This is a genomic window from Clavibacter phaseoli (assembly GCF_021922925.1).
GTDB lineage: Bacteria > Actinomycetota > Actinomycetes > Actinomycetales > Microbacteriaceae > Clavibacter > Clavibacter phaseoli.
In genome coordinates this window covers 336,271-359,882 of record NZ_CP040786.1, presented here as the reverse complement: position 1 = coordinate 359,882, position 23,612 = coordinate 336,271, and the positions used below count along the sequence as shown (strand labels likewise).

Here is a 23,612-nt window from a genome sequence, read left to right as displayed (position 1 = left end):
CTCAGACCACCTCCGTCACGGTGACGCCGGCGCGGTCGGCCGCGAGCACCTCGTCGATGCGCGCGGGGTCGCCCCCGAGCGCGAGGGTCAGGTTGCCGAACGTGCGGCCCTGGATGTCGGTGATGCCGCCGTGCACGACCTCGAACGCGATGCCCGCGGCGGCGAGCGCCTGGAACACCTCGGCCTGCGTGGCGCCGCCGTCCGCGAAGGACAGCGTGACGAGGCGCCCCGGGTGCCGTCGGCGGAGGCGCTGGACCTCCTCGGCCTCGGGCACGCCCGCGACCACGGTCGACACGAAGCGGCGCGCGGCGTCGCTCGTGGGCCGGGAGAACACGTCGAAGACCTCGCCCTGCTCGATGACGCGGCCGGAGTCCATGACGGCCACGCGGTGGGCGATGGACTTGATGACCTCCATCTCGTGCGTGATGACGACGATGGTCACGCCGAGCTCCTCGTTGACCCGGCGGAGGAGCGCGAGGACCTCGCTCGTGGTCTCCGGATCCAGCGCGCTCGTGGCCTCGTCGGCCAGGAGGATCGCGGGGCTCGTCGCGAGCGCGCGGGCGATGCCGACGCGCTGCTTCTGACCGCCGGACAGCTCGTCGGGCCGCGCGTGCGCCTCGTCGGCGAGGCCGACGAAGTGGAGCAGGTCGCTGATCCGGCGCTGCTGCTGGTCCTTCGGCATGCCGGCGACCGTGAGCGGGTACGCGACGTTGCCCCAGACGGTCTTCGACGTGAAGAGGTTGAACTGCTGGAACACCATGCCGATGCCGAGCCGCAGCTTGCGCAGCTCGCGCTCGGGCAGGCCCTGGATCTCCCGGCCGTCGACCGAGACGGTGCCGGCGGTCGGCCGCTCGAGCGCGTTCACGAGCCGCACGAGCGTGCTCTTCCCGGCGCCCGAGTAGCCGATGATCCCGAAGACCTCGCCGCGGCGGATGTCGAGGTCGACGTCGGCGAGGGCCTCGAGGGCCCGCTCGCCCTTCGCGCGCGGCGGGTACCGCTTGCCGACGCCCCGCAGGGAGACGTGCGGGGCGTCCGTCATCGAGCCGCCTTCTTCTCGGCGACGGCCTTCTCGGTGGTGGTGAGGAGGCTCTGCAGCTCGTCCTCGGGCGTCTGCAGCGGGATGGCGGTGCCGCCCGAGTTCTCGACGACCGCGTCGACCACGGCGGGGGTGTCCCGGAAGATCTGCGCGAGCTTGAGGTACGTCTCGTCCTGCGCGTCGTCGGCGCGGGCCGCGAAGACGTTGACGTAGGCGAGGGAGTTCGGGTCGCTCGGGTCGTCCTGCGCGATGGCGTCGTCGGCGGTGAGGCCGGCGTCGGTCACGAAGTCGTTGTTGATGATGACGGCGTCGGCGTCCGGCAGCGACGTGGCGGTGAGCGCGGCGTCGACCGTGGTGACGGTGACCTTCGACGCGGCCTGGTCGACGTCGTCGAGCGTGGAGACGCTGGATCCGCCGCCCTTGAGGGTCACGAGGCCGGCGTTCTGGAGCACGAGGAGGCTGCGGGCCAGGTTCGACTCGTCGTTGGGGACGACGACGGTGCCGCCCTCGGGGATCTCGTCGACCGACGCGTGCTTCTGCGAGTAGAGCGCCAGCGGGTAGATCGCGGTGGCGCCGATGGGCTCGAGGTCGTCGCCCGTGCCCTCGTTGTACTGCGCGAGGTAGACGAGGTGCTGGAACTGGTTGAGGTCGATCTCGCCCTCGCTGAGCGCCGGGTTCACCTGCGGGTACTCGGTGAAGTCGACGATCTGCACGTCGATGCCCTCCTCCTTCGCGGCCTCGACGAAGAGGGGCCACTGCGGGTCGCTCGCGCCGACGACGCCGATGCGCACGGCCTTGCCGCCGCCCGCGAAGGCGCCGACGGCGAAGAGGACGGCCGCGACGATCGCGAGGACGACGACGACCGCGCCGATGATGAGGCCGAGGCGGTTCCTCCGCTTCGGGGCGTCGATCAGGGGTGCCTGGGTGGTCATGGGGGTCCTCTCGGTGGTGCGGGCGCCGGTGCTGTCCGGTGGTGCGGGTGCTCGTGCGGTGGTGCGGCTGCGGGACGCGGGATGCCGGCGTACGACGCGCGGGTGCGCGCGCCGACGCGGTCGAGCGGACGCACCGGGGCGTCCGGACGGGATGTCTCCGGGAGGCGCGCGCGGACGGCGTCCTCGCCTGCGATGCGGTGCGGGACGCCGACGACGGCCGGTGGCCGCGTCCCTGCAGCACCTCGACGGTAGGCGGCGGGGCGGGGGCGTGTCGAACCGGGCCGTAACACGGGGACACCCCGCACCGGCCGCGGGATGTGGCAGGGTCGGCCTCGGAGGTGCCCATGCACGAGGACGACGACGACGCCGTCTCCGCGCTCCCGGTCGAGGAGCTGCGACGGCGCGTGTACGCGCAGGGGGCCGACGAGAGCGACGAGCGGTGGATCCGCGCGGCCGGCGAGCTCGCCCGCCGCGAGCGCGCGTCCCGGCCCGCCGCGGCCGACGCCGTCCGCGGATCCGACGACGACGACCGGACGGACGCGGCGGCCGGTGCGACGGACGACGCGACCCGGGAGGACGAGGACCCGGCCGCCCCGGGCGATGCCGACGGCTCCGCCGCCCAGCCCCGCGCACCCCGCCGCGTGCTCGTCGGGATCGCCGTCGCCGCGCTCGCGGTGGGACTCGTCGCCGGCGCCGCCGTCAGCGTCGCGCTCGGCACCGGATCCCCCGCCACGACCGCCGCCGACGGCACACCGAGCCCGAGCGGCGACGCGCCGTCGGCCGCCGCGGGATCCACGCCCGCCGCCGCCGCGAGCCCCGACGGCCCCGCGCTCCTCGGCCCCGACTCGACCTCCGACCAGCGCAGCCGCCCGGTCGGCGCCATCTTCGACGCCCCGCAGGAGGACGCGGACCGCCCGCCGAAGGCCGTGCGCGCCGACGTCGACGCCTCCTCCGTCCGCGTGGTGCAGACGAGCGTCGGGCTCTACGCGGCCCGCTCGGTGACAGGCGACCTGTGCCTCCTGGTGTTCCCGAGCGGCGGGGCCGGCGTGGTCACGTGCGCGTCGCCCGACCGCGTCGCGTCCGACGGGCTGCGGATCGCGTGGACCACGGAGTTCCCGTCGCGCAACCGCGACGGCTCGACGGGCATGATCACGGGCGACGTCGAGGCCACCTGGTCGGGCGACGACCTCATCACGCTCACGACGCCCGACCGCATCCTCGCGTACTAGAGGGGCCCCGACGGACCGCGGCGGGCATGTGGGAGGGTCGTCGCGGGGAAGGGGCACCACCATGGACGCACGCGCACCGAGGCCGGACGACGACCTCGCCGCCCTGCCGCTCGACGCGCTGCGCCAGCGCGTCTACGCGCAGGGGGCCGACGAGACGGACCAGCGGTGGATCGACGCGGCCGCCGAGCTGACCCGCCGCGAGCGCGCGTCGGGACCCGCCTCCCGCGCCGTCGACGCGGACGCGGACGCGCAGGACGCCCAGGACCACGGGTCCGCGCCGGCCGATCCCCCCGCGCGCTCCCGCCGCCCGCTCGCCTGGGCCGGCGGCGCCCTCGTCGTCGGGCTGCTCGCGGGCGCGGGCGTCGCCGTCGGCCTCGGCGGATCGGCGGCGCCGTCCGCCGACTCGACGGCCACGGCGACGGCGACCCCGTCCGCCACGGCGACCGACGAGGCCGCGCCGGCGCCGGATCCCGCGGACGTGCGCTCGCTGCTCGGCACCGACATCAGCCGCACCTCGGCGCCCCTCGCGGTCGACGGGATCCTCGCCGCCCCGCAGCAGGAGGCGGACACCCCGCCGCGCTCGCCGGGCGGCGACATCGACCTCACCTCCATCCGCGGCGTGCAGACGAGCGTCGGCCTCTACGTGGCGCGCACGATCTCCGGCGACGCATGCGTGCTCGTGTACCCGTGGACGGGATCCTCGCCCGCGGAGGGGAACAGCCCCGGCTCCGGCGTCGCGTCGTGCGCCCCGCCCGCCCAGCTCGCCGTCTCGGGCCTCGAGGTCACCTGGATCGCGGACGTGCCGGCGCGCGCGTTCGACGGCAGCGTGCGGATGGCCGGCGGCGGGCTCAGCGTCGTCTGGGCCCCCGACGGGACGCTGACGCTGAGCTCGCCGGACGTCCTGCTCGCCTACTGACCTACCACGGGATCAGCCCTCGAGCAGCTCGCTGAGCTCCATCCAGCGCGACTCGAGCGCCTCGACGTCGGCCTCGATCGCGCGCACGCCCTCGTTCAGCTTGCCCAGCCCGTCGTAGTCGTTCGGGTCGTGCTCCGCCATGGCGTCGAGCGCCTGGCGGCGGCGTGTGTCCGCCTTCTCGAGCTTGCGCGTGATGCTCGCCAGCTCCTTCTGCGCGTTCCGCAGCTCGGCGCCCTGGAGCTGCGAGCCGCCGGATCCGCCGAGCGTCGCGGTGGCCTGGCCGCCGACCTCGTCGGGCCGGGCGACGGTCGCCTTCTCGGCGTTGCCGGGCTGCGCGCGGAGCTTCAAGTACTGCTCCACGCCGCCGGGGAGGTGGCGGAGGTTGCCGTTCATGACCGCGTACTGCTGGTCGGTGACCCGCTCGATGAGGTACCGGTCGTGGCTCACGACGAGCAGCGTGCCGGGGAACGAGTCGAGGAGGTCCTCCATGGCGGCGAGCATGTCGGTGTCGAGGTCGTTGGTGGGCTCGTCGAGGATGAGCACGTTCGGCTCGTCGAGCACGATGAGGAGGAGCTGGAGGCGGCGCTTCTGGCCGCCCGAGAGGTCCTTGACGGGCGTCGACAGCTGGGCGCTCGTGAAGCCGAGGCGCTCGAGGAGCTGGCCGGGCGTCATCTCCTTGCCGCCCGCGACGTACGTGGTGCGCTGGCGGCCGATGACGGTCGAGACGCGGTCGTCCAGCACGTCCTTGAGCTCGTCGAGCTGCTGCGTGAGCACCGCGACCTTGATGGTCTTGCCGCGCTTGACCCTGCCGGTGGTGGGCTGGAGGGATCCGGCGACGAGCGACAGGAGCGTGGACTTGCCCGCGCCGTTGACGCCGAGGATGCCCGTGCGCTCGCCGGGCGCGATGCGCCACTCGACGTCCTTGAGGATCTGCTTCTCGCCGTAGCTCACGGACACGTCGAGGAGGTCGACGACGTCCTTGCCGAGCCGCTGCATCGCCATCGACGCGAGCGAGACCGTGTCGCGCGCGGGCGGCTCGTCGGCGATGAGGGCGTTGGCCGCCTCGATCCGGAACTTCGGCTTGGCCGTGCGCGCGGGGGCCCCGCGGCGCAGCCACGCGAGCTCCTTCTTCATGAGGTTCTGGCGCTTCGCCTCGGAGACGGCGGCGCTGCGGTCGCGCTCGACGCGCTGGAGGATGTACGCCGCGTAGCCGCCCTCGAACGGCTCGATGAGCCGGTCGTGGACCTCCCACGTGGCGTTCGCGACCTCGTCGAGGAACCACCGGTCGTGGGTCACGACGATGAGGCCGCCCGAGTTCGGCGCCCAGCGGCGGCGGAGGTGGCCGGCGAGCCAGGCGATGCCCTCGACGTCGAGGTGGTTGGTGGGCTCGTCGAGGAAGAGGATGTCGTGGTCGCCGATGAGGAGCTTCGCGAGCGCGACGCGGCGGCGCTGGCCGCCCGAGAGGTTCGCGACGTCGGCGTCCCACGGCACGTCGGAGGCGAGGCCGTCGATCACGTCGCGGACGAGCGGGTTGCCCGCCCACTCGTGCTCGTCGATGCCGCCGACGATGGCCTCGCCGACGGTCTGGCCGTCGGGCAGGGTGTCGCTCTGGTCGAGGACGCCGATCGTGATCCCGCGGCGGCGGGTGACGCGGCCGGAGTCCGGTTCCAGGCGTCCGGCGAGGAGGGAGAGGAGGGTCGACTTGCCGTCGCCGTTGCGTCCGACGATGCCGATGCGGTCGCCCTCGTTCACCCCGATGGTCACGTCGTCGAAGATCACGCGCGTCGGGAACTCGAGGTGGAGCGCTTCGGCTCCCAGCAGATGGGCCACCGCACGAGCCTAGGTGACCCCCGCCCGGGGAATTCCCGCGAGCCGCCCGCCGTTGGCCCCCATCGTGACCCGCGAGGGCCGCGCGCTCGACGGGGAGCAGCCCGCCCGGCGCCTGCGCCCGGGGATCCGCCCACCGCGAGGAGCGCCCATGACGACCAGCCGCACCGACACCGCATCGATCCCCGCCGCCGTCTCGCCCGACGCGGCGCCCGCGCGCCGCGAGTCGGCCGCCGGCCTCCTGGTCTACGCGCTGACGCTGCTCGTGCTCGTCGCGTCGGGCGCCGCGCCCTCGCCCCTCTACCCCGTGTACCAGGAGGAGTGGGCGCTGCCGCCCGTGGTCCTCACGATCGTGTTCGCCGTCTACGTGGCCGGCCTCCTCGCGACGCTGCTCACGGCCGGCCGCCTCTCCGACCACATCGGCCGCCGCCCCGTGATCCTCGGCGCCCTCGCCGTCTCCACCGCGGCGATGCTCGTGTTCGCCTTCGCGCACGACGGCCTCGCGCTCGTGGTCGCCCGCATCCTCCAGGGCCTCGCGATCGGCCTCGCCACCGGTGCCCTCGGCGCCGGCATGATCGACCACCAGCCCACCCGCCGCTCCGGCCTCGCCGCGTTCCTCAACGGCGTCGTGCCGCCCGCGGCGCTCACGGTGGGCGCGCTCGGCAGCGGCTTCCTCGTGGCCTACGGCCCCGCGCCCGAGGAGACGGTCTTCGTCGTGCTCGCCGCGCTCATGGTGGCCGCGGGCGTGGCCGTCGCGTTCGTGCCCGAGCGCCAGCCGCGGCGGGCGGGCGCGTTCCGCTCGCTCGTGCCGTCGGTCGCGGTGCCGCGCGCCGCCCGCTCCGTGTTCACCGCCGTCGTCGGCGGCATGATCGCCAGCTGGGCGCTCGGCGGCATGTTCCTGGCCTTCATCGGATCCGTGCTCGGCACCACTTTCGGCCTGCACAGCGCCGCGCTCACGGGCGCCGCGATCGCCCTCTTCACCGGCACGGGCGCCATCACCGGCATCGTGATCCGCACGCGCGACGCCCGCCGCAGCCTCATCGTCGGCGTCGTCGCGCTCGTGCTCGGGCCGGTCGGCCTCGTCGCGGCGATCTGGACGGCCTCGCTCCCGCTCTTCGCGGTCGCGGCGGTGATCGGCGGCGTCGGCTTCGGCGCCGGGTTCCAGGCGGGCCTCCGGCTCGTGCTCGCGGAGGCGCCCGTCGACCAGCGCGCCAGCCTCCTCTCTTCCGTCTACGTCGCGAGCTACCTCGCCTTCGGGGTGCCGAGCATCGTCGCGGGCGTCTTCGTGGAGGCGGACGGGCTGCCGATCGTGCTCGCCGTCTACGGCGCCTTCGTCGCGGCGAGCGCACTGGTCGCGCTCGTGCTGCAGCTCACCGGGCGACGCACGCGCCGGGCCGAGCGGATCGCCGACGCCATGGACGCCGCGGGGAGCTGAGCCCCCCGCCCGGCCGGCCCCGCGGTGTCCCCGCCGGGTCGCCGGCCGGGGGTAGCATCGGGGCGCCGCGCGGGGGATCCAGGTGCCCGGGCGCGCCCCTCCCCCGGCGCCGTGCCGGCGGGTCCCGAACGGAAGGTCACCCCATGGCGTTCATCGTCGTCCTGCTCGTCCTCTGGCTGATCCTCACGGTGGTCGGCTTCGCCATCAAGGGCCTCGTCTGGCTCGGGATCATCGGCATCATCCTGGTCCTCGGCACGATCGTCCTCGGCAGCCTGCGCCGCCGCTACAACGCCGCGAAGACCCCCAAGGCGTAGCCCCGGTCGGTCGCCTCGGATCGGGTCACCCGAGCGAGGCGACCCACTCGCTCGTGCCGTCGTCGAAGGCCTGCTGCTTCCAGATCGGGACGCGCTGCTTGACCTCGTCCACGAGCAGGCCGCACGCGGCGAACGCGTCGGCCCGGTGCGCGGAGGAGACGGCGCACGTGAGCGCGACGTCGCCGATCCCGAGCCGCCCGATGCGGTGCTCGACCGCGATCCGCACGTCCGGGTAGCGCGCCGACACGTCGAGCGCGACCTGCCGGATCGCCTGACGGGCGGCCGGGTGCGCGGAGTAGTCGAGCCAGAGGACGCCCTTGCCGTCGTCGTGGTCGCGGACGACGCCCTCGAAGGTGACGACGGCTCCCGCGTCGTCGGCGCGCACGGCGTCGGCGCAGTCCTCGACGCGGATCGCGCCGCCCGCGATGCGCGCGAAGAGCACGCGGTCGGCGGTCACGACGTCGCTCCGGCCGCGTCGTCGGCGCCAGGGACCGCGGTGTCCGCGGCCGGATCCGTGGCGGGGTGCACGGCGCCGCGGGCCTGCTCGAGGACGTGGTCGAGGATCCGGTCGAGCGCCCCGAGGCCGTCGCGCACGCCGCCCGGCGAGCCCGGCAGGTTCATGACGAACGCGCCGCCGGCGAGTCCCGCGTGCCCGCGCGTGAGCACGGCGGTGGGCGTATGGGCGACGCCCGTGCGGCGGGCCTCCTCCATGATCCCGGGGATCTTGAGGTCGAGCAGCGGCGCCGTCGCCTCGGGCGTGCGATCGGTGGGGGTGATGCCCGTGCCGCCCGTGGTGAGGATGACGCGCGCGCCGCCCGCGACGGCCTCGGCGAGCGCCGCGGCGACCCCGGGCCCGTCGGCGCGGACGACCGGCGCGCCCACCTCGAAGCCGCGCTCGGCGAGCCAGGCGACGATGACGGGACCCGTGCGGTCCTCGTACTCCCCCGCCGCGGCGCGCGTGGAGGCGACGATCACGACGGCGCGGCCGCGGGGATCCGCCGCGCTCACGGGCGGGCCCAGTCGCCGGACTTGCCGCCCTGCTTCTCGCGCACGAGCACGTCGGTGATCACGGCCCGCGCGTCCACCGCCTTGACCATGTCGTAGAGCGTGAGCGCCGCGACCGACGCCGCGGTGAGCGCCTCCATCTCGACGCCCGTGACGCCCGTCGTGCTCACGGACGCGACGACGGTGAGCCGGTCGTCGGCGCCCGCGATGTCGATCTCGATGCGGCCGATCGGCAGCGGGTGGCACAGCGGGATGAGGCTCGACGTCTGCTTCGCCGCCATGATCCCCGCGATGCGCGCCGTGCCGACGGCCTCGCCTTTGGGGAGGTCGCCCGCGATCACGGACGCCACCACCTCGGGCCGCGTGACGAGCACCGCCTGCGCGACGGCGCGGCGCTTCGTGACGGCCTTGTCGGTGACGTCGACCATGTGCGCGGATCCGTCCTGCCGCAGGTGGGTGAGGGACGGCGCGGCGGCGCTCGGGGCGGGATCAGTCATCGATGCTCCAGACGGTGGCGGGGTCGCCGGCCTCGAGCCGGTCGAGACCTGCGGGGATGTGGACGAGGTGGGTGGCGGTCGCGTACGCGTGCAGGAGGTGGGATCCGGGGCCCCCGACCGCGACGACCCGGCCGTCGGCGCCGAGGCGCCCGCGCCGCACCTGGTGCTTGCCGGCAGGCGAGTCGAGGGGCGCGGCGAGCGGCGCCTCGCAGGACGGGCGGTCGGGACGCGGGTGCCCGGCGAGCGCGCGCAGCACCGGCCGGAGGAACAGCTCGAACGAGACCAGGGCGCTCACGGGGTTGCCGGGGAAGGCGACCACGGGGATCCGCGCGCCGCCGACCTCCGCCGTCCCGAGCCCCTGCGGCCCGCCCGGCTGCACGGCGACGGAGACGAACTCGACGCCGCCGGTGAGCACGTCGCGCACGACCTCGTACGCGCCGGCGCTGACGCCGCCCGTGGTGAGGAGGAGGTCGATGCCGGGGGCGGCGTCGCGGATCGCGTCGCGCACGCGGTCGGCGTCGTCGGAGGCGACCCGCAGCGTCCGGACCTCCGCCCCGGCGGCCGCGAGCGCGGCGGCGAGCGCGACGGAGTTGGCGTCGTGGATCTGCCCGGGCGCCAGCTCCTCACCGGGCCCGCGCAGCTCCAGGCCGGTCGAGAGGAGGAGGACGACCGGTCGGCGGCGCACAGCGACGGTCGCGATGCCGGCCGAGGCGAGCACGCCCCAGTGGGCGGGGAGGAGGCGCCTGCCCGCGGCGACGAGCACGGCGCCCGCGGCGAGGTCGCTGCCCTGCGCGCGGACGAAGGCGCCCGGATCCACGGGGGCGGCGAAGGAGACGGTCGCGTCGGTCGCGTCCTCGTCGACGAAGCGGTCGGGGATCGCGGCCTCGATGGGCACGATCGCGTCGGCGCCGGGCGGGACGGGGGCGCCGGTCATGCAGGGCGCCGCGGTGCCGGGAGCGAGGGGCGCGGGGGCGACGCCCGCGGGGATCCGCGCGGCGATGCGGAGGACGGCCGGATCCGCGTCGCTCGCGCCCGCGAGGTCGGCCGCGCGCACCGCGTAGCCGTCCATCTGCGAGTTGCGGAACGGCGGCAGGTCGAGCGGGCTCGTGACGTCGCCGGCGAGCACGCGGTCGGCGTAGCGGTGCGGATCCGCGGCGAGCGCCTCCGCGGAGACGGGCAGCTCCTCCGCGGGGAGGTCGGCGAGCGGGGCGAGGAGCGCGGACACGGCCGCGCGGTGCTCGTCGACCGTGCGTCGTCGTCGGTCCGCGGGGCGGTCGGGGGTCATCACCCCATCATCCCCGACGCGGCCGCGTCCTCTCCCGTCGCCGCCGGATCCCGATGCGCGGTCGTCCTCCCTCGCCGTCCGCGCCCCGGACACGGGCCTTGCCGTCGCGGTCCGGGCGCGGGACCCTGAGCGCATGGATCCGCACGAGCGCCGCGCCGCCGTCCGCCGCCGCGTGGTCGCCGCGATCGGCGCCGTGCTGCTCTCCGCCGCGCTCGCGCTGGGCGTCGCCGGGGTGGTCGTCTACACGGGCGGATCCGACCTCGGCCTGCTCGTGCTCGTCGCGGCCCTCGCGCTGCTCACGGCGGGCGCGGGCCTGGTCGTCTCCGCCGTGCGATCCGCCGCGGACCGCCCGCGCTGACCCCTCGCTCCTCCCCAGGGCGCGGGACCGGATCCGTGTCCGCGTCCCGAAGCCGCCCCTGCCGCGCGGCGCCCGGCCGTCCTAGGGTCGGAGGATGACCATCGCCGCCCGCGGGCAGACCCTCGTCGACCTCCACACCGCACCCGAGCTCCTGAGGGTGGTGAACGTGTGGGACGCCATCACGGCCGCCGCCATCGGCGCGCTCCCCGAGACCAAGGCGCTCGCCACCGCGAGCCACTCCATCGCCGCCACCTTCGGCTACGAGGACGGCGAGAGGATCCCGCTCGACCTCCACCTCGACATGATCGGCCGCATCGTCGCCGCCGTCGAGCAGCCCGTCTCCGCCGACCTCGAGTCGGGCTACGGGGACGCGGGCGAGACGATCCGCCGCGCCATCGGCGTGGGCGTCGTCGGCGCGAACCTGGAGGACGGCATGCGCCCCCTCGACGACTCGATCCGCGCGGTCGAGGCCGCCGTCGCAGCCGCGCAGGCCGAGGGCGTGCCGTTCGCGCTCAACGCCCGCACCGACGCGTACGTGCTGGGCGGCGACCGCGACCGGTCCGACATCCTGGCCGACGCCGTCGAGCGCACGCGCGCCTACATGGCCGCCGGCGCCACGAGCGTCTTCGTGCCCGGCCCGCTCACGGAGGACGAGGTGCGCACCCTCGTCGACGCCGTCGGCCCGCAGCGCCTCACCGTCATCGGCATCCCCGGATCCCTCTCCCCCGCGCGCTTCGAGGAGCTCGGCGTCGGCCGCATCTCCTACGGCCCGTGGACCCAGCGCGTCGCGCTCACGGCCCTGCAGGACACGGCGAAGGACCTCTACGCGGGCGGCGTGCTGCCCGAGGGGACGCGGCCGCTCAACTGAGCGGATCCCGCGCCTCGGGTCGACCGGAGCAGCAGGGCGGCGCACAGCACCAGCGCGCCGCTCTGCACCGCGGCCGACATCAGGTACGGCATCGCGCAGGCGGCCCCGACGAGCGCCGCGCCCGCGACCCCGAGGGCGCGGATCCGCATCACCCGGCCGCGCGCCCGAGCGGCGACGACCTGCGCCACCGCGGCCGTCCCGAAGAGCGCGACCGGCAGGATGGCGAGCCCCGGGCGTCGTGCGACGACCTCGGCGAGGTCGCCATGCTCGCACAGGAGCAGGACGAGCGCGGCCGTCACCCCGAGCGGCACGGGGGCGAGCGCGGCCGCGTGCCGGCCCAGCGCATCGGCCTGGATGCGTCGGGCGCCGCGCGCGATGCGCGCGGTCGTCGCCGCCGCGAGGAACGTGACCACGGCCGTCACCCCGAGCCCCGGCAGCAGAAGCGAGAGGCCGTCCACCTCGAACCCGGTGGACGAGGCCCGGATCCGCGCGGCGAGCATCACGCTCCCGCCCGCCGTGACGACGCCCGCGAGGCCCAGCACCACGAGGACGGTCACGAGGCGCCCCACCGGGACGGCGGTCCGGTCGGGCGGCGCGTCGGCGGTGCTCATCGCCCCAGTCCAGCACGCGGACGACGCCCGGGCATCCGCCGCGGGTCGCGTCCTGCGCGCACCCACCGTGCCCCTGATTGACTGGGTCGACGACCCGAGGAGTCCCATGACCGACACCACCGCACCCGCATCCGCCCCGCGCGCCGACATCGGCGTCATCGGCGGATCCGGCCTCTACGCCCTGCTCGACCCCGCGACGAGCACGTCGCACCGCATCGAGACGCCGTTCGGCCCGACCTCGAGCGAGGTCGCCGTCGGCGAGCTGGCGGGCCGCCGCGTCGCGTTCCTCACCCGGCACGGCGCCGACCACTCGGTCGCGCCGCACCTCATCGACTACCGCGCGAACATCTGGGCGCTGGCGTCGCTCGGGGTCTCCGCCATCGTGTCGTCGTCCGCGGTCGGCGGCGTCTCGCCGGACTACCCGCCGGGATCGCTCGTGCTCACCGACCAGCTCCTCGACCGCACGTGGGGCCGGCCCGACACGTTCTTCGACCAGGGCGTCGTGCAGCACCTGTCGGCCGCGGATCCCTTCGACCCCGAGCTGCACGCCCTCGCGGCCGCCGCGCTCGTCGAGCTCGAGGGCGGCGACAAGGCGGATCCCGCGGGGCCGCTGCGCACGTCGGGCACCGTCGTCGTGATCCAGGGCCCGCGCTTCTCCACCCGCGCCGAGTCGCTCTGGTTCCGCCAGGCGGGCGCGCACATCGTGAACATGACGCAGTACCCCGAGGTGGTGCTCGCGTCGGAGCTGAACATCGGCACGGTCAACCTGTCGTTCGTCACCGACGCGGACGCGGGCCTCGCGCCGCTGCCCGGCGAGCAGGGCGACGCCGTCACGGCCGACCTCGTGTTCACGCGCCTGAGGGAGGCGCAGCCGCGCATCGTGCGGGCCATCGAGGCGGTCGTCCGGGCGATCCCCGACGACTACCGCGGACGCCCGCTCATCGACGCGGACGCGGTCGCGTCCGTGCTCGCCCGGCCCGTCACCGGCGCGACCGGCGCGCGCTCGTGAGCGACGGGATCCTCCTCGTCACGGGAGGCGCCGGCTTCATCGGCGGCGCGATCGTGCAGGCCGCGCTCGAGGAGGGCCGGCGCGTGCGCGTGCTCGACTCGCTGCGCGCCGACGTGCACGGCGGCGAGCCGGAGGTCGACCCGCGCGTCGAGCTCGTGCGCGGCGACGTCACGGATCCCGACGCCGTCGCCGGCGCCCTCGACGGCGTCGACCTCGTGTGCCACCAGGCCGCGAAGGTCGGCCTCGGCGTCGACTTCCTCGACGCGCCCGACTACGTGACGACGAACGACGGCGGCACCGCGATCCTCCTGGCCGGGATGACCCGCGCGGGCATCGACCGGCTCGTGCTCGCGAGCTCGATGGTCGTCTACGGCGAGGGTGCCTACGCGGGCGCCGACGGCCCGGTGCGCCCGCCCGCGCGCCGCGTCGCCGACCTCGACGCCGGGATGTTCGATCCCCTCGATCCCGCGACGGGCGAGCCGCTCGTCCCCACGCTCATCGGCGAGGACGTGCCGCTGGATCCGCGCAACGTCTACGCCACCACCAAGCTCGCGCAGGAGAACCTCGCGAGCTCGTGGACCCGCGCCACCGGCGGTCGTGCGGCCGCGCTCCGGTACCACAACGTCTACGGCCCCGGCATGCCGCAGAACACGCCCTACGCGGGCGTCGCGTCGCTGTTCCGCTCCGCCCTCGCGCGCGGCGAGGCGCCGCGCGTGTTCGAGGACGGCCGGCAACGCCGCGACTTCGTGCACGTGCGCGACGTCGCCGGCGCGAACCTCGCCGCGCTCGCCTGGACCGGGACCCACGAGGCCGGGTCGTTCCGCGCCTTCAACGTCGGCAGCGGCACCGTGCACACCATCGGCGAGATGGCGGAGGCGCTCGCGCGGGAGGCCGGCGGATCCGCGCCCGTCACCACGGGCGAGTACCGGCTCGGCGACGTCCGGCACATCACGGCGTCGTCCGAGCGCCTGCGCACGGAGCTCGGCTGGGAGCCGCGCATGACCTTCGAGGAGGGCATGCGCGAGTTCGCGACGGCGCCGCTGCGGAGCGCGGTGGTCTGACTCGGCCGCGCGCGGATCCGGCGACGACCGGATCCGCCCCGCCTCGCGCCCGGCTCCCCCGCGAGTCGTACCCGGGTGCCGCTCGGGCGGGGATCGCGGCACCTGCGGCCGACGAGATCCGCGCGGCCCGCGCACGAGACTGGGGGCATGACCTCCGCATCGCCTCGCAGCGTGAGCCGCCGATTCGGCATCGCCCTCGTCGCCGTCGCCGGCGCCGCATCGTTCGCCCTCGCGGGCTGCTCGGGCATCACCGACGACATCGCCGACATCTACGCCATCACCTACGAGGTGACGACCTCAGGACCCGCCGACGGCGGCCTGGCCGACGTGTCGTACGCCGAGGCCTCGCACCGCGGGCGCCCGTCGATCGTGAAGGAGGTCGGCCAGGCGTCGCTCGCGCCCGGCGACGACTCGGCGAGCTCCATCTGGTCGGTCGAGTCGGTCGTCACCGCGGAGGACTGGGCCTTCGTGCAGGCCACCCCGGTCGACGGCGAGGTGCTGACCTGCCGGATCCTCGTCGACGGCGTCACGGAGATCGCCACCTCCACCGCGGCCGCCGGCCAGCCGGTCACCTGCCAGGTCCCGACCGCGCCGTTCGGCTGAGCGCGCCAGGCGCGGGGAGTGCCGAGACCGCGCCGACCGCGGGGATCGCGCCGACCGCCCTCGCGGCCGGCGCGATCCGTACCGCTCAGTACTTGGCGGACTGCCCGCCGTCGATCGGCAGCACGGCCGCGTTCACGTACGCCGCGTCGTCCGAGAGCAGGAACGCGACGACCGACGCGATCTCGTCCGCCTCGCCGTAGCGCTTCGTCGGGTTGCCCTGGATGAACTCCTCGGCGGCGCCGCGCGGGTCGTCGGCGCTGATCTGCTTCATCGACTCCTCGACCATGGGGGTCCAGATGGCGCCGGGCGCGATCGCGTTGATCCGGATGCCGAACTGGCCGTACTCGACGGCCGAGTTGCGCGTGAGGCCGACGACGCCGTGCTTGGCGGCCGCGTAGCCGGACTGGTTGCCGACGCCGCGGATCCCGCCGACGCTCGCCGTGTTGACGACCATGCCGGAGCCCTGCGCGCGCATGACGGCGAGCACCTTCTCGAGGCCGAGGAACACGCCGCGGAGGTTGATCGCGACGACCTTGTCGAACTCGCTCGCCGTGAAGTCCTCGGTGAGGTTCTGGCGGCCCTCGATGCCCGCGTTGTTGAAGAACCCGTCGATGCGGGCGAAGCGCTCGACGGTCCGGTCGACGTACGCGGCGACGTCGGACTCCTGGGACACGTCGGCGATGACGGTGAGGATCTCGGTGTCGGGCGAGCCGGAGCGGACGGCCTCGACGGTCGCGGCGAGGCCCTTCTCGGAGATGTCGACGAGCGCGAGCCGCGCGCCCTCGGCGGCGAGGCGGACGGCGGCGGCGCGGCCGAGGCCGGATCCTCCGCCGGTGATGAGGACGACCTTGTCGGTGAAGCGGGTGGTGGTCATGGGGTCTCCTGACGAGTCGGGGACGGCGGCCCGCGTCTCGTGGGCGGAGCCACTGATCCATGCGATCGCATGAACATCCCTACCGTAGGTCGGTTTCCTGGACGCGCGCTCCGTGCGCCGGCCGCAGCTCGGTCTGCCGCCGCTCCATCCGCTTCCGCACCGCGACGAAGACGAGCCCGGCCAGCACGATGTGCACGAGCACCAGCGCGATCGCGTCGGGCTCGACGAACGCCACGTCCCAGCCCGACGACGCCCAGCCCATGCCGCCCAGCAGCGCGCGGGTCACCGTGAGCTGCGTCCAGTGGAACGCCATCGCGACGAGGAGCGCGCCCTCCATCGGGATCCGCCGCGCGGCGACGAGCGCGAGGCCGAACAGGACGAGCTGGAGCACGTAGGCGATCGCGTCGCTGCCCTCGGGTATCGGCGTGAAGGCGCCGGTGTCGGATCCCGCGACGGTCCGGACGATCCAGCGGCCGGACTCGATGACGAGGCCGATCGCTGGGAAGAGGGCGGTGGTCACGACCGTGGCGACGACGAGCCCGGTGCCGTCGCGGAGGTTCGTCCACATGTAGCCGCGGAGGGCGAGCTCCTCCGGGATCGCCTCGTAGAGCGCGAGGACGACGCCGTTCAGGAGGAGGAACCCGGCGAAGGCGGCGAGGTCGAAGCCGTCGACGCGGATCCAGCCGAGGAGACCGGCCGGGACCCACACGACCGCGCCCGTCACCGCGCCCACCCCGACGCCCAGCGCGATCGGCCGGCCGATCCGCCGCGACAGGCCGAGGCCGGCGAGGCTCCGCCGGTCGAGCCGCCTCCGCAGCAGGACGACGGCGGGCACGACGAGCGCGGACATCAGCACGGCCTGCAGCACGACCTTCGGGAGCAGGCCGCCCCCGGTCGCCTCCGTCACCGCCTCCGCGATGCCGATGGCGAGGCCGAGCCCCGCGCCGAGCGCGATCCAGGCGAGGAGCGCGACCGCGACGGCGCGGATCCACGGCTGGGGGCGACGCGTCTGCGGGCCGAGGCGCGGATCCGCGGGGACGACGGCCGCGTCGTCGCGGTCGGCGGACGCGGAGCGGGCAGCGGAGGAGGGGCGGGCGGATGCGGGCACGGGACTCGTCTCGTCGGCGGGCGGTGTCGGGGACCTCCCGGCCATGCTGGCCGCCGGATCCCCGGCGCGCGACCCCGACGGGGGTGCGGCCCGCATCTGGGGCGCGGGATCAGGCCGCGGGCGCCCCCGCCGTCCCGCCCGCCGACGTCCCCTGCTCCGTGAAGTCGAACACCAGCACCCCCTGCGGATCCGGCGCGAGCAGCGGCCCCACGAAGGCCTTGAAGGCGGCGTGCTGCGCGTCGATGCGGGACGGATCCGCGATCAGCGGCTCGCCGAGGTACAGGTTGCGGTCGCCCTCCGAGGAGAAGGTCAGCACGAAGCCGAGCTCGAAGCCGCGGCCGACGCCCTCGGGGCTGGACTGCCGTCCGGCGTGCAGCGAGCGGATGTAGGGGCCCGTGCCGTCCGGGTGCGGCGAGTCGGCGAGCGCCCGGAAGCGGCGCTCCACCTCGTCGCGGTCGGCGGGCGTCGCGTCGTCCCGGAGCCGGAAGAGCACGACGTGGTGGACGAGCCCGGGGACGTGGTCGCGGGCGGTGAGCTGGGCGTCGGTGAGGGCGGGGCGGTCGTCGTTGGTCATGTCCGGATCCTGGCCCGATCCGGCCGCGACGGCGCGGTCAGGAGGCGGGCGATCCGGCGGTGGCGCCCGCGCATCCGGCTCGCGCGGCCGCCGGGCCGTGACCCGGACGGGGCCTCGCCGTGGCGGATCCGCCGTCGTAGCCTGAGCGGTACCCGCCCATCGCCCGGCCGCGGCGCCCGGGACCGCGACGAGGAGGCCGCATGACCGACCCGCTCGACGCCCCCGACGTCGCGCTCGCCCGGCGCCTCCGCGACGACCCCGAGGCCGCGCGGCGCCTGGAGGAGCTCCGGCGCTCCGCGTACGGGCGCGACGGATCCACCGCCCCGCTCGTGGAGGTCCCCGCCGCCCTCCGCGCGCGCACCGGCTACGAGGAGGCCGAGCTCCCGGCGCCGCTCGTGGCTCTCCTCGCGGACGAGGCGCGGCTCGTCGACGAGGGCGCGACCCTGCTGGCGGCCGAGCGGCCCGTGGTCGCGACGGCGGACGCGGCGGTGCCCTCGGACGACGCCGACGACGAGACGACGGACGCCCCCTTCCCCGCGGCCTCGCGTCGCCGGGTGCTCCGGCGGGGTCCGCTCGCCGGGCTCGTCGCCGGCGTCCTCGTGCTCGCGGGCCTCGGCGTCGCCTCCGCGGCGGGCGCCTTCGACGCCGGCCGCACCACCGCGTCGCCCCCGACCTCCGAGGACGTCGGCTCCGCGGTGACCTCGACCGCCACCCCGCGCGGGCAGGCGATGGGCACGCCCGACGGCCGACGCGGGTCCGCCGTCCCCGACTTCACCGCGGATCCGCCCGTCCGGGTCCCGCCGACCGACGCGGAGGTGGCCGACGACCTGCGGGTGCGCGCCGACCAGGCGTGGGAATACGTGCTCGAGCAGCAGCCCGCCGCGGTGCGTCCCGACGTGGGCACCGAGCGCGTGATCGACGATGAGGAGGACTACGCCGAGCAGCAGGTGGCCTGCCTGCGCGACGCGGGCGTCTCCGCGTACATGATGGGGCAGGACGGCTTCAGCATCACGGACGGGGATCCGGTCGCCGTCTACACCTGCGCGGTCCGCTTCCCGCTGCGCGACGTCGGCGCGCGCACCGATGCCGAGCTCGCCTACATCCACGACTACTACCTCGCCTTCCTCATCCCCTGCTACGCGGCGGAGGGGAGGCCGTACGTCGGCGAGATCCCCGCCGTCGACGACTTCATCGCCGAGGTGCGCGCCGAGCGCCCCTGGACGCCGTTCCCCGACGCCATGGACGAGCGGCTGGCCGCCGCGTGCCCGGTGCTCCCGGCGGCCTACCGGTGACGGAGCCCGTCACCCCCGCCGACGCCCTCCGCCGCCGCCTGCGGGACGACCCGGACGCCGCACGCGCCCTCGCCGCCCTCCGCCGTGCGGCCTACGGGCGCGCGCTCGACGACGCGCCGCCGGTGGACGTGCCCGAGGAGGTCCGGCGCGCATCCGGGATCGAGGCCGACGCGCTCCCCGCCCCGCTCGTCGCGCTGCTGGTCGAGGAGCACCGCCTCGCGGGCGAGGGGCGCGAGCTGCTCGCGGCCGAGGCGCGAGCCGCCGAGGCACGGGCGGCCGCCGGCCCGACGGACGCGGTCGCCGCGGCGCGAGCAGCCGCAGACCCGGCGGACGCGGTCAGCGCGTCGCGGGAGGCCGACGGCACCCGCGTCCCGCCCGGGGAGCCCGCGACGGCCGACGCCCGCGGCCCGCTCCTGCCGCGCCGCCCCCGGATCCTCCGCCCTGGCCCGATCACCGCGCTCCTGGCGGGCGCGCTGCTCGTCGTCGGGCTGGGCATGGCGTTCACCTCCGGCCTCCTCACCGACGACGACAGCTGGCGCTCCCAGGAGCCGACGTCGACGCCGGGCCCGCCGAGCACACCGGATCCCCGCGTCGGGATGCCGGTGCCCGCGTTCACGGCGGAGCCGCCGGCTGCGATGCACGCGGACCTCACCGACGTGCAGACCGTCGCGGCCCTGCGGGAGAGCGCGGACGGCGAGTGGCAGCGGGTCCTCCAGGAGCGGCCGGACGCGGTGCGCCCCGACGTGCCGGTCGAGCGGATCCTCGCGGGCGAGGAGTGGGTGCGGCAGCAGGCAGCGTGCCTCGGCGAGTCGGGCGTGCGCGTGCAGGTGATCGGGACGGGCGACGACGTGCGGCTCGGCACCGACTCCGCGGATCCGGTCGTGCGGTACGTCTGCCAGGTCCGCTTCCCCGTCGCGCCGCAGGGTCCGCTCACGGACGCCGCGCTCGGCTGGCTGCACGACTACTACGTCGACTTCCTCATCCCCTGCTATGCCTCCGCGGGCGAGCCGTACGAAGGCGAGGTCCCGGACCGCGACGCGTTCATCGCGGACATCCGCGCAGGCGGGGCGTTGCTGCCCATGTCGCCCGAGACCGTAGCGTCGTTGGAGTCCCGCTGCCCGAGCGTGCCCGCAGGCTTCCGCTGACCCGCCGCCGCGCCTCCTGAGGACGCTTCTCAGCACGGTTAGGGTGGACGCCGTGCGCGCCCCCCTCGGACCCCGGCCCCGCGCCACCGGTCCGCGATGACGGATCGGCACAGCCCCTTCGGCCCGGACGACGACGGCGCCTCGCCCTTCGACCGGCCCGCGCGCCCGCCGCGGCCTCGCCGGGAGCGGGCCCGGGCCCGGCGCGCGGAGCACGACGCGGAGGGATCCGCGCCCGCGACCGCCCCCGCCACGACGACCGCGACCCTCACCGCATCGCCCCCGCCGGCCGCGGCCGACCACGGCCACCCGCACGACCACGGCACCCCGCGCCCCTCCCCCACCGGCATCCGCACCGGCCTCGCGACGGGCCTCACCCTCGTCCTCCTGCTCCTCGCCCTCCGCGCCGCCTCCCCGGCGCTCGGCGACGGCCTGCTGCCCGACCGGATCCAGGACCTCGTCACCCTCTCCGTGAGCGTCATCGTCGAGTCGCTGCCGTTCGTGATCCTCGGCATCGTGCTGTCGATCGTCGTGCAGGTGTGGGTGCCGCCCGGCGTCATCGAGCGCCGCCTGCCGCGGAACCCGTTCGCGCGCCGCGCCTGCATCTCGTTCCTCGGCATGGCCCTGCCCGTCTGCGAGTGCGGCAACGTGCCGCTCGCGCGCGGCCTCGTGGTGCGCGGCTTCACGGTGCCGGAGTCGATCACGTTCCTGCTGGCGGCGCCGATCCTCAACCCGATCACCATCATCACGACGCACGCGGCCTTCGGCTGGGACGGCTGGATCCTCGTGGCCCGCCTCGTCGGCGGCTTCCTCATCGCGAACGTCGTCGGCTGGCTGTTCAGCCTCCACCCCGAGCCCGACCGCCTCCTCACTGACGAGTTCCGCGCCGAGTGCGCCCTGCCGGATCCGCACGCCCACGCCGGCGGGCGCGTCCGGAAGTCGATCTCGCTGTTCGGCCGCGAGGCGACGACGATCATGCCGGCGCTCGTCGTCGGATCCCTGCTGGCCGGCCTCATCCAGGTCGCGGTGCCCCGCGAGGTGCTCGTCACGCTCGGCGGCAGCCCGATCCTCTCGGTGCTCGCGCTGATGCTCCTGGCGTTCGTCGTCTCGGTCTGCTCCAACGTCGACGCGTTCTTCGTGCTCTCGTTCGGATCCGTGTTCCTGCCCGGCGGCATCGTCGCCTTCCTCGTGTTCGGGCCGGTCATCGACGTCAAGATGCTCGCGCTCATGCGCACCACCTACTCGACCCGCACGCTCGTGATGATCACCTCGGTCGTCGCGCTGATCAGCCTCGCGCTGGGATGGGGTGTCAATGCGATCGCCTGACGACCGTGAGCCGCGCGACCGGGAGCTCCGCGACCCGCAACCCCGCGACCGCGCCGCGAGCCCGCTCCGCCTGGCCATCCGCCGACTGGCCGCGGGCGGCCGCGCCTCCTCCACCGTGGGGCTCGTGCTGCTCGCGGCCTGCATCGTCTCCACGCTGTGGCTCGCGGTCACCGGCCAGCTCGGCCTCTACATCCACCCGCGCTACTTCGTCTTCACGGGGATCATGGCGGTCATCGGCCTCGTCGCGACGGTCGCCGGCTTCGCGCTCCGCCCCGCCGACGCCGCGGAGGAGCACGACCACGACCACGGATCCGCCGAGCCGGCGCCCGGCCGCGCCTCCCTCCGCGCCCGCGCCTCCCGCGTCGCGATCGCGGGCGTCGTGACCGCCACGGTCGTCGCCGTCCTCGTCCTCCCGCCGCGCACGCTCACCACGAGCACCGTGACGCAGCGCGCCCTCAACTCGAGCACGGTCGCCTCCGACGCGGCGCCCGACGAGGAGCTCCTCGGCACGAGCGACTTCTCCACGCTGGGCGTCCGGGACTGGTCGCAGCTGCTCGCGCAGACCACGGATCCGACGTTCTTCACCTCGAAGTCCGTCGACATCACGGGCTTCGTCAGCGCCGACCCGGACGACCCCGACGACGTCTTCTACGTGACCCGCTTCGTCGTCACGTGCTGCGCCGTCGACGCCCAGCCCGTCGGCGTGCCCGTGTACCAGCCCGGCTGGAGCTCGACGCTCGAGACGGACGAGTGGGTGCGCGTCCAGGGCCCGTTCGCGTCCAATCCGAGCGCGAGGAGCCGGCAGCCGCTCGCGGTGATGCCGCAGGGCGTCCAGCAGGTCGACCAGCCCGCCGACCCCTACGTCTACTGAGCCGACCGTGACGAGCACCGCCGCCTCCCCGCGCGCCTTCCGCCGGGCGTTCACCGCCGTGATCCTCGTGCTCGTGCTGGCGTGCGGCGCCCTGCTCGCGATCGCCGGCAGCCAGGGGCCGCGGCTCGTGCGCACGGACGTGGATCCGCTCGCCGTCGTGCAGCAGTCCCGGCAGCGGCTCGTGCTGGCCGCGAACCGGCCGATCCAGGCCGTCGACGCGTCGCGCATACGGATGGAGCCCGGCGCCGACTTCACCGTCGACACGCAGGCCGACCGCATCATCATCGACTTCACCCGCCCGCTCGCGTACGACGCCGAGTACTCGGTCGCGATCGACGGCGTGCAGGGCGTCGGCGGCGGCCCCGCGTCCGACCTCCGCACCTCCTTCCGCACCGGCGATCCCGGCATGTACGTGCTCGTGCGCGGCGGCGAGCAGCAGGCCGACCGGATCCTGCGGCAGAGCGTGGCCGGCACGGGCGACGGCGCCAGCGGCGTGGTGTTCCAGGCCACGAGGATCCAGGAGTACGCGGTCGTCGGGAACTCGCTCGTCGTGGCGACCCTGCAGGACGACGGCACGAACGGCCTCGTGCTCGCGGCGCTCGACGGGAACGGCCAGGTCGACCTGCCGCTCCCCGGGGCCGGCACGCTGCAGGACCTGCACGCGGAGGACACGGGCACCACGGTCGGCTTCCGCTTCACGAGCGCCGACGGCGGACCCTACGCCGACACGCTCATGGTCGACGACGTGGCGGCCGGCGCCGCGCCCACGCCCGTGGTCGGGCTCGACGGGAGGGAGCTGAGCGTCCTCGCCTGGGGGTTCGTGCCCGGCCGCCCGCAGCTCGTCGCGCAGGAACAGGACGGCGACCTCTACCTCGTGACGGTCGACGGATCCGCTCCCATCGTCCCGCTCGGCCGGCACGGCACGCTCGGCCCGTTCTCGGCCGACGGCACCCGGCTCGCGGTCACCGATCCCGGCTCGACGATCGAGATCGACCTGCGCACGGCCCAGCAGACGGCGCTGCCCACCGAGGCAGGCGGCGCCGACCTCCGGTACGACGGCGCGATCTCGTTCGTGCCGGGCGATGACGGCGCGGTGCTCCGCGTGCGCACGACGCTGGATCCCGCGACCGGCACCGCGACGCAGCGCCTCATCGTGGCGCGCGACGGGACAGCGAGCGACGTCTACGTGCCCGCGGACCCGGCGACCCGCATCACGGGCCTCTCGGTCACCCCGAACGGCCGCTTCGCGCTGCTGGAGACGGTGCCGGATCCCGCCCGCGGCGCGAGCGACGGCTACCCGCGGGACCCGCACGACACCACGGCGACCACGCTCCTCGTCGAGCTCGCCACCGGCACGGTGACCCGCAGCGTCGCGGGCGTCGAGGTCACGATCGGCTGACGCGCGTGCGCTGACCCGTCGCCGCCCGCGTGGCGGAGGA

25 protein-coding genes are annotated in these 23,612 nt (G+C 75.4%); 14 read left to right on the top strand and 11 right to left on the bottom strand.

Features of this window, described 5'->3' with window-relative positions:
• Position 1: 1 nt before the first annotated feature.
• Positions 2-1,039, bottom strand: coding sequence for a methionine ABC transporter ATP-binding protein (locus FGI33_RS01740; RefSeq protein ID WP_119435131.1), 1,038 nt, complete (start codon positions 1,037-1,039; stop codon positions 2-4).
• Entirely contained in the window at positions 1,036-1,968 is a 933-nt protein-coding gene (locus FGI33_RS01735) for a MetQ/NlpA family ABC transporter substrate-binding protein (protein WP_119435132.1), read from the bottom strand. The genes FGI33_RS01740 and FGI33_RS01735 overlap by 4 nt, the downstream gene beginning before the upstream one ends.
• 344 nt (positions 1,969-2,312) lie before the next feature.
• Between FGI33_RS01735 and FGI33_RS01730 the strand changes: the two genes are divergently transcribed.
• Together FGI33_RS01730 and FGI33_RS01725 are read left to right on the top strand one after the other, a co-directional pair.
• Complete coding sequence (locus FGI33_RS01730) at positions 2,313-3,197, top strand: hypothetical protein (protein WP_237582167.1); 885 nt, start codon at positions 2,313-2,315, stop codon at positions 3,195-3,197.
• 61 nt (positions 3,198-3,258) lie between these two features.
• The gene (locus FGI33_RS01725; protein WP_237582166.1) at positions 3,259-4,113 is read left to right on the top strand and encodes a hypothetical protein; all 855 of its coding nucleotides are present in this window, start codon (positions 3,259-3,261) and stop codon (positions 4,111-4,113) included.
• A 12-nt stretch (positions 4,114-4,125) separates the two neighbouring features.
• Here the strand turns inward: FGI33_RS01725 and FGI33_RS01720 are convergent, their stop codons facing one another.
• On the bottom strand, positions 4,126-5,943 hold the full coding sequence (locus FGI33_RS01720; RefSeq protein ID WP_119402553.1) for an ABC-F family ATP-binding cassette domain-containing protein: 1,818 nt from the start codon (positions 5,941-5,943) through the stop codon (positions 4,126-4,128).
• Between the two features lie 148 nt (positions 5,944-6,091).
• Between FGI33_RS01720 and FGI33_RS01715 the strand changes: the two genes are divergently transcribed.
• Complete coding sequence (locus tag FGI33_RS01715) at positions 6,092-7,375, top strand: MFS transporter (protein WP_237582165.1); 1,284 nt, start codon at positions 6,092-6,094, stop codon at positions 7,373-7,375.
• A 143-nt stretch (positions 7,376-7,518) separates the two neighbouring features.
• Positions 7,519-7,689 carry a hypothetical protein gene (locus tag FGI33_RS01710; RefSeq protein WP_182478516.1) on the top strand — a complete coding sequence of 57 codons (171 nt, stop codon included), beginning with the start codon at positions 7,519-7,521 and terminating at the stop codon, positions 7,687-7,689.
• Positions 7,690-7,714: 25 nt separating this feature from the next.
• Here FGI33_RS01710 and FGI33_RS01705 read toward each other — a convergent pair whose 3' ends face one another.
• Genes FGI33_RS01705 through FGI33_RS01690 form a run of 4 tightly spaced genes read right to left on the bottom strand, consistent with a single transcriptional unit; the run spans position 7,715 to position 10,476 of the window.
• Positions 7,715-8,146 (bottom strand): molybdenum cofactor biosynthesis protein MoaE, encoded by a 432-nt coding sequence (locus tag FGI33_RS01705; protein ID WP_053775041.1) that lies wholly within the window; start codon positions 8,144-8,146, stop codon positions 7,715-7,717.
• Positions 8,143-8,697 carry a MogA/MoaB family molybdenum cofactor biosynthesis protein gene (locus tag FGI33_RS01700; protein WP_119435608.1) on the bottom strand — a complete coding sequence of 185 codons (555 nt, stop codon included), beginning with the start codon at positions 8,695-8,697 and terminating at the stop codon, positions 8,143-8,145. Before FGI33_RS01700 ends, FGI33_RS01705 begins: the two co-directional genes overlap by 4 nt.
• A complete protein-coding gene (gene moaC, locus FGI33_RS01695; RefSeq protein WP_119435609.1) occupies positions 8,694-9,191 on the bottom strand; it encodes a cyclic pyranopterin monophosphate synthase MoaC in 498 nt (165 codons plus the stop codon). The genes FGI33_RS01700 and moaC overlap by 4 nt, the downstream gene beginning before the upstream one ends.
• Positions 9,184-10,476, bottom strand: a complete 1,293-nt coding sequence (locus FGI33_RS01690; RefSeq protein ID WP_237582164.1) for a molybdopterin molybdotransferase MoeA — start codon at positions 10,474-10,476, stop codon at positions 9,184-9,186. Before FGI33_RS01690 ends, moaC begins: the two co-directional genes overlap by 8 nt.
• A 133-nt stretch (positions 10,477-10,609) precedes the next feature.
• Here FGI33_RS01690 and FGI33_RS01685 point away from each other — a divergent pair, with 133 nt between their 5' ends.
• Both FGI33_RS01685 and FGI33_RS01680 read left to right on the top strand, forming a co-directional pair.
• Positions 10,610-10,834: a hypothetical protein gene (locus FGI33_RS01685; RefSeq protein ID WP_237582163.1), complete on the top strand. Its 225-nt coding sequence runs from the start codon at positions 10,610-10,612 to the stop codon at positions 10,832-10,834.
• Positions 10,835-10,928: 94 nt separating this feature from the next.
• A complete protein-coding gene (locus tag FGI33_RS01680; protein ID WP_119434627.1) occupies positions 10,929-11,702 on the top strand; it encodes an isocitrate lyase/PEP mutase family protein in 774 nt (257 codons plus the stop codon).
• On the opposite strand, the gene FGI33_RS01675 is transcribed toward FGI33_RS01680, so the two are convergent.
• A complete protein-coding gene (locus FGI33_RS01675; protein ID WP_119434626.1) occupies positions 11,657-12,313 on the bottom strand; it encodes a hypothetical protein in 657 nt (218 codons plus the stop codon). The genes FGI33_RS01680 and FGI33_RS01675 overlap by 46 nt on opposite strands.
• 106 nt (positions 12,314-12,419) lie before the next feature.
• On the opposite strand from FGI33_RS01675, the gene FGI33_RS01670 reads away from it, so the two are divergent.
• The 3 genes from FGI33_RS01670 to FGI33_RS01660 all read left to right on the top strand — a co-directional run bounded on the left by FGI33_RS01670 (position 12,420) and on the right by FGI33_RS01660 (position 14,986).
• Positions 12,420-13,322, top strand: a complete 903-nt coding sequence (locus FGI33_RS01670; RefSeq protein WP_119434625.1) for an MTAP family purine nucleoside phosphorylase — start codon at positions 12,420-12,422, stop codon at positions 13,320-13,322.
• Complete coding sequence (locus FGI33_RS01665) at positions 13,319-14,383, top strand: NAD-dependent epimerase/dehydratase family protein (protein ID WP_119434624.1); 1,065 nt, start codon at positions 13,319-13,321, stop codon at positions 14,381-14,383. The genes FGI33_RS01670 and FGI33_RS01665 overlap by 4 nt, the downstream gene beginning before the upstream one ends.
• A gap of 147 nt (positions 14,384-14,530) precedes the next feature.
• Entirely contained in the window at positions 14,531-14,986 is a 456-nt protein-coding gene (locus FGI33_RS01660) for a hypothetical protein (RefSeq protein WP_119434623.1), read from the top strand.
• A gap of 85 nt (positions 14,987-15,071) precedes the next feature.
• Here the strand turns inward: FGI33_RS01660 and FGI33_RS01655 are convergent, their stop codons facing one another.
• From FGI33_RS01655 to FGI33_RS01645, 3 genes are all read right to left on the bottom strand, one after another.
• Positions 15,072-15,860: an SDR family oxidoreductase gene (locus FGI33_RS01655; protein ID WP_119434622.1), complete on the bottom strand. Its 789-nt coding sequence runs from the start codon at positions 15,858-15,860 to the stop codon at positions 15,072-15,074.
• A 79-nt stretch (positions 15,861-15,939) separates the two neighbouring features.
• Entirely contained in the window at positions 15,940-16,968 is a 1,029-nt protein-coding gene (locus FGI33_RS01650) for a CPBP family glutamic-type intramembrane protease (RefSeq protein ID WP_237582162.1), read from the bottom strand.
• Between the two features lie 109 nt (positions 16,969-17,077).
• Entirely contained in the window at positions 17,078-17,542 is a 465-nt protein-coding gene (locus FGI33_RS01645) for a Dabb family protein (RefSeq protein ID WP_119435770.1), read from the bottom strand.
• A gap of 200 nt (positions 17,543-17,742) precedes the next feature.
• Here FGI33_RS01645 and FGI33_RS01640 point away from each other — a divergent pair, with 200 nt between their 5' ends.
• The 5 genes from FGI33_RS01640 to FGI33_RS01620 all read left to right on the top strand — a co-directional run bounded on the left by FGI33_RS01640 (position 17,743) and on the right by FGI33_RS01620 (position 23,572).
• On the top strand, positions 17,743-18,834 hold the full coding sequence (locus FGI33_RS01640) for a hypothetical protein (protein ID WP_237582161.1): 1,092 nt from the start codon (positions 17,743-17,745) through the stop codon (positions 18,832-18,834).
• The gene (locus FGI33_RS01635; RefSeq protein WP_237582160.1) at positions 18,831-19,979 is read left to right on the top strand and encodes a hypothetical protein; all 1,149 of its coding nucleotides are present in this window, start codon (positions 18,831-18,833) and stop codon (positions 19,977-19,979) included. Before FGI33_RS01640 ends, FGI33_RS01635 begins: the two co-directional genes overlap by 4 nt.
• 429 nt (positions 19,980-20,408) lie before the next feature.
• Positions 20,409-21,302 (top strand): permease, encoded by an 894-nt coding sequence (locus FGI33_RS01630; RefSeq protein ID WP_119435093.1) that lies wholly within the window; start codon positions 20,409-20,411, stop codon positions 21,300-21,302.
• Entirely contained in the window at positions 21,289-22,173 is an 885-nt protein-coding gene (locus FGI33_RS01625) for a TIGR03943 family putative permease subunit (RefSeq protein ID WP_237582158.1), read from the top strand. Before FGI33_RS01630 ends, FGI33_RS01625 begins: the two co-directional genes overlap by 14 nt.
• Positions 22,174-22,180: 7 nt before the next feature.
• The gene (locus FGI33_RS01620) at positions 22,181-23,572 is read left to right on the top strand and encodes a hypothetical protein (RefSeq protein WP_119435091.1); all 1,392 of its coding nucleotides are present in this window, start codon (positions 22,181-22,183) and stop codon (positions 23,570-23,572) included.
• The last annotated feature ends 40 nt before the right edge of the window (positions 23,573-23,612 follow it).

Bases quoted from the DNA above. Each gene is read 5' to 3' on its own strand.
- FGI33_RS01740 (WP_119435131.1), bottom strand. From the start codon at position 1,039: ATGACGGACGCCCCGCACGTCTCCCTGCGGGGCGTCGGCAAGCGGTAC.
- FGI33_RS01735 (WP_119435132.1), bottom strand. From the start codon at position 1,968: ATGACCACCCAGGCACCCCTGATCGACGCCCCGAAGCGGAGGAACCGC.
- FGI33_RS01730 (WP_237582167.1), top strand. From the start codon at position 2,313: ATGCACGAGGACGACGACGACGCCGTCTCCGCGCTCCCGGTCGAGGAG.
- FGI33_RS01725 (WP_237582166.1), top strand. From the start codon at position 3,259: ATGGACGCACGCGCACCGAGGCCGGACGACGACCTCGCCGCCCTGCCG.
- FGI33_RS01715 (WP_237582165.1), top strand. From the start codon at position 6,092: ATGACGACCAGCCGCACCGACACCGCATCGATCCCCGCCGCCGTCTCG.
- FGI33_RS01710 (WP_182478516.1), top strand. From the start codon at position 7,519: ATGGCGTTCATCGTCGTCCTGCTCGTCCTCTGGCTGATCCTCACGGTG.
- moaC (WP_119435609.1), bottom strand. From the start codon at position 9,191: ATGACTGATCCCGCCCCGAGCGCCGCCGCGCCGTCCCTCACCCACCTG.
- FGI33_RS01690 (WP_237582164.1), bottom strand. From the start codon at position 10,476: ATGACCCCCGACCGCCCCGCGGACCGACGACGACGCACGGTCGACGAG.
- FGI33_RS01685 (WP_237582163.1), top strand. From the start codon at position 10,610: ATGGATCCGCACGAGCGCCGCGCCGCCGTCCGCCGCCGCGTGGTCGCC.
- FGI33_RS01680 (WP_119434627.1), top strand. From the start codon at position 10,929: ATGACCATCGCCGCCCGCGGGCAGACCCTCGTCGACCTCCACACCGCA.
- FGI33_RS01675 (WP_119434626.1), bottom strand. From the start codon at position 12,313: ATGAGCACCGCCGACGCGCCGCCCGACCGGACCGCCGTCCCGGTGGGG.
- FGI33_RS01670 (WP_119434625.1), top strand. From the start codon at position 12,420: ATGACCGACACCACCGCACCCGCATCCGCCCCGCGCGCCGACATCGGC.
- FGI33_RS01660 (WP_119434623.1), top strand. From the start codon at position 14,531: ATGACCTCCGCATCGCCTCGCAGCGTGAGCCGCCGATTCGGCATCGCC.
- FGI33_RS01655 (WP_119434622.1), bottom strand. From the start codon at position 15,860: ATGACCACCACCCGCTTCACCGACAAGGTCGTCCTCATCACCGGCGGA.
- FGI33_RS01645 (WP_119435770.1), bottom strand. From the start codon at position 17,542: ATGACCAACGACGACCGCCCCGCCCTCACCGACGCCCAGCTCACCGCC.
- FGI33_RS01640 (WP_237582161.1), top strand. From the start codon at position 17,743: ATGACCGACCCGCTCGACGCCCCCGACGTCGCGCTCGCCCGGCGCCTC.
- FGI33_RS01625 (WP_237582158.1), top strand. From the start codon at position 21,289: ATGCGATCGCCTGACGACCGTGAGCCGCGCGACCGGGAGCTCCGCGAC.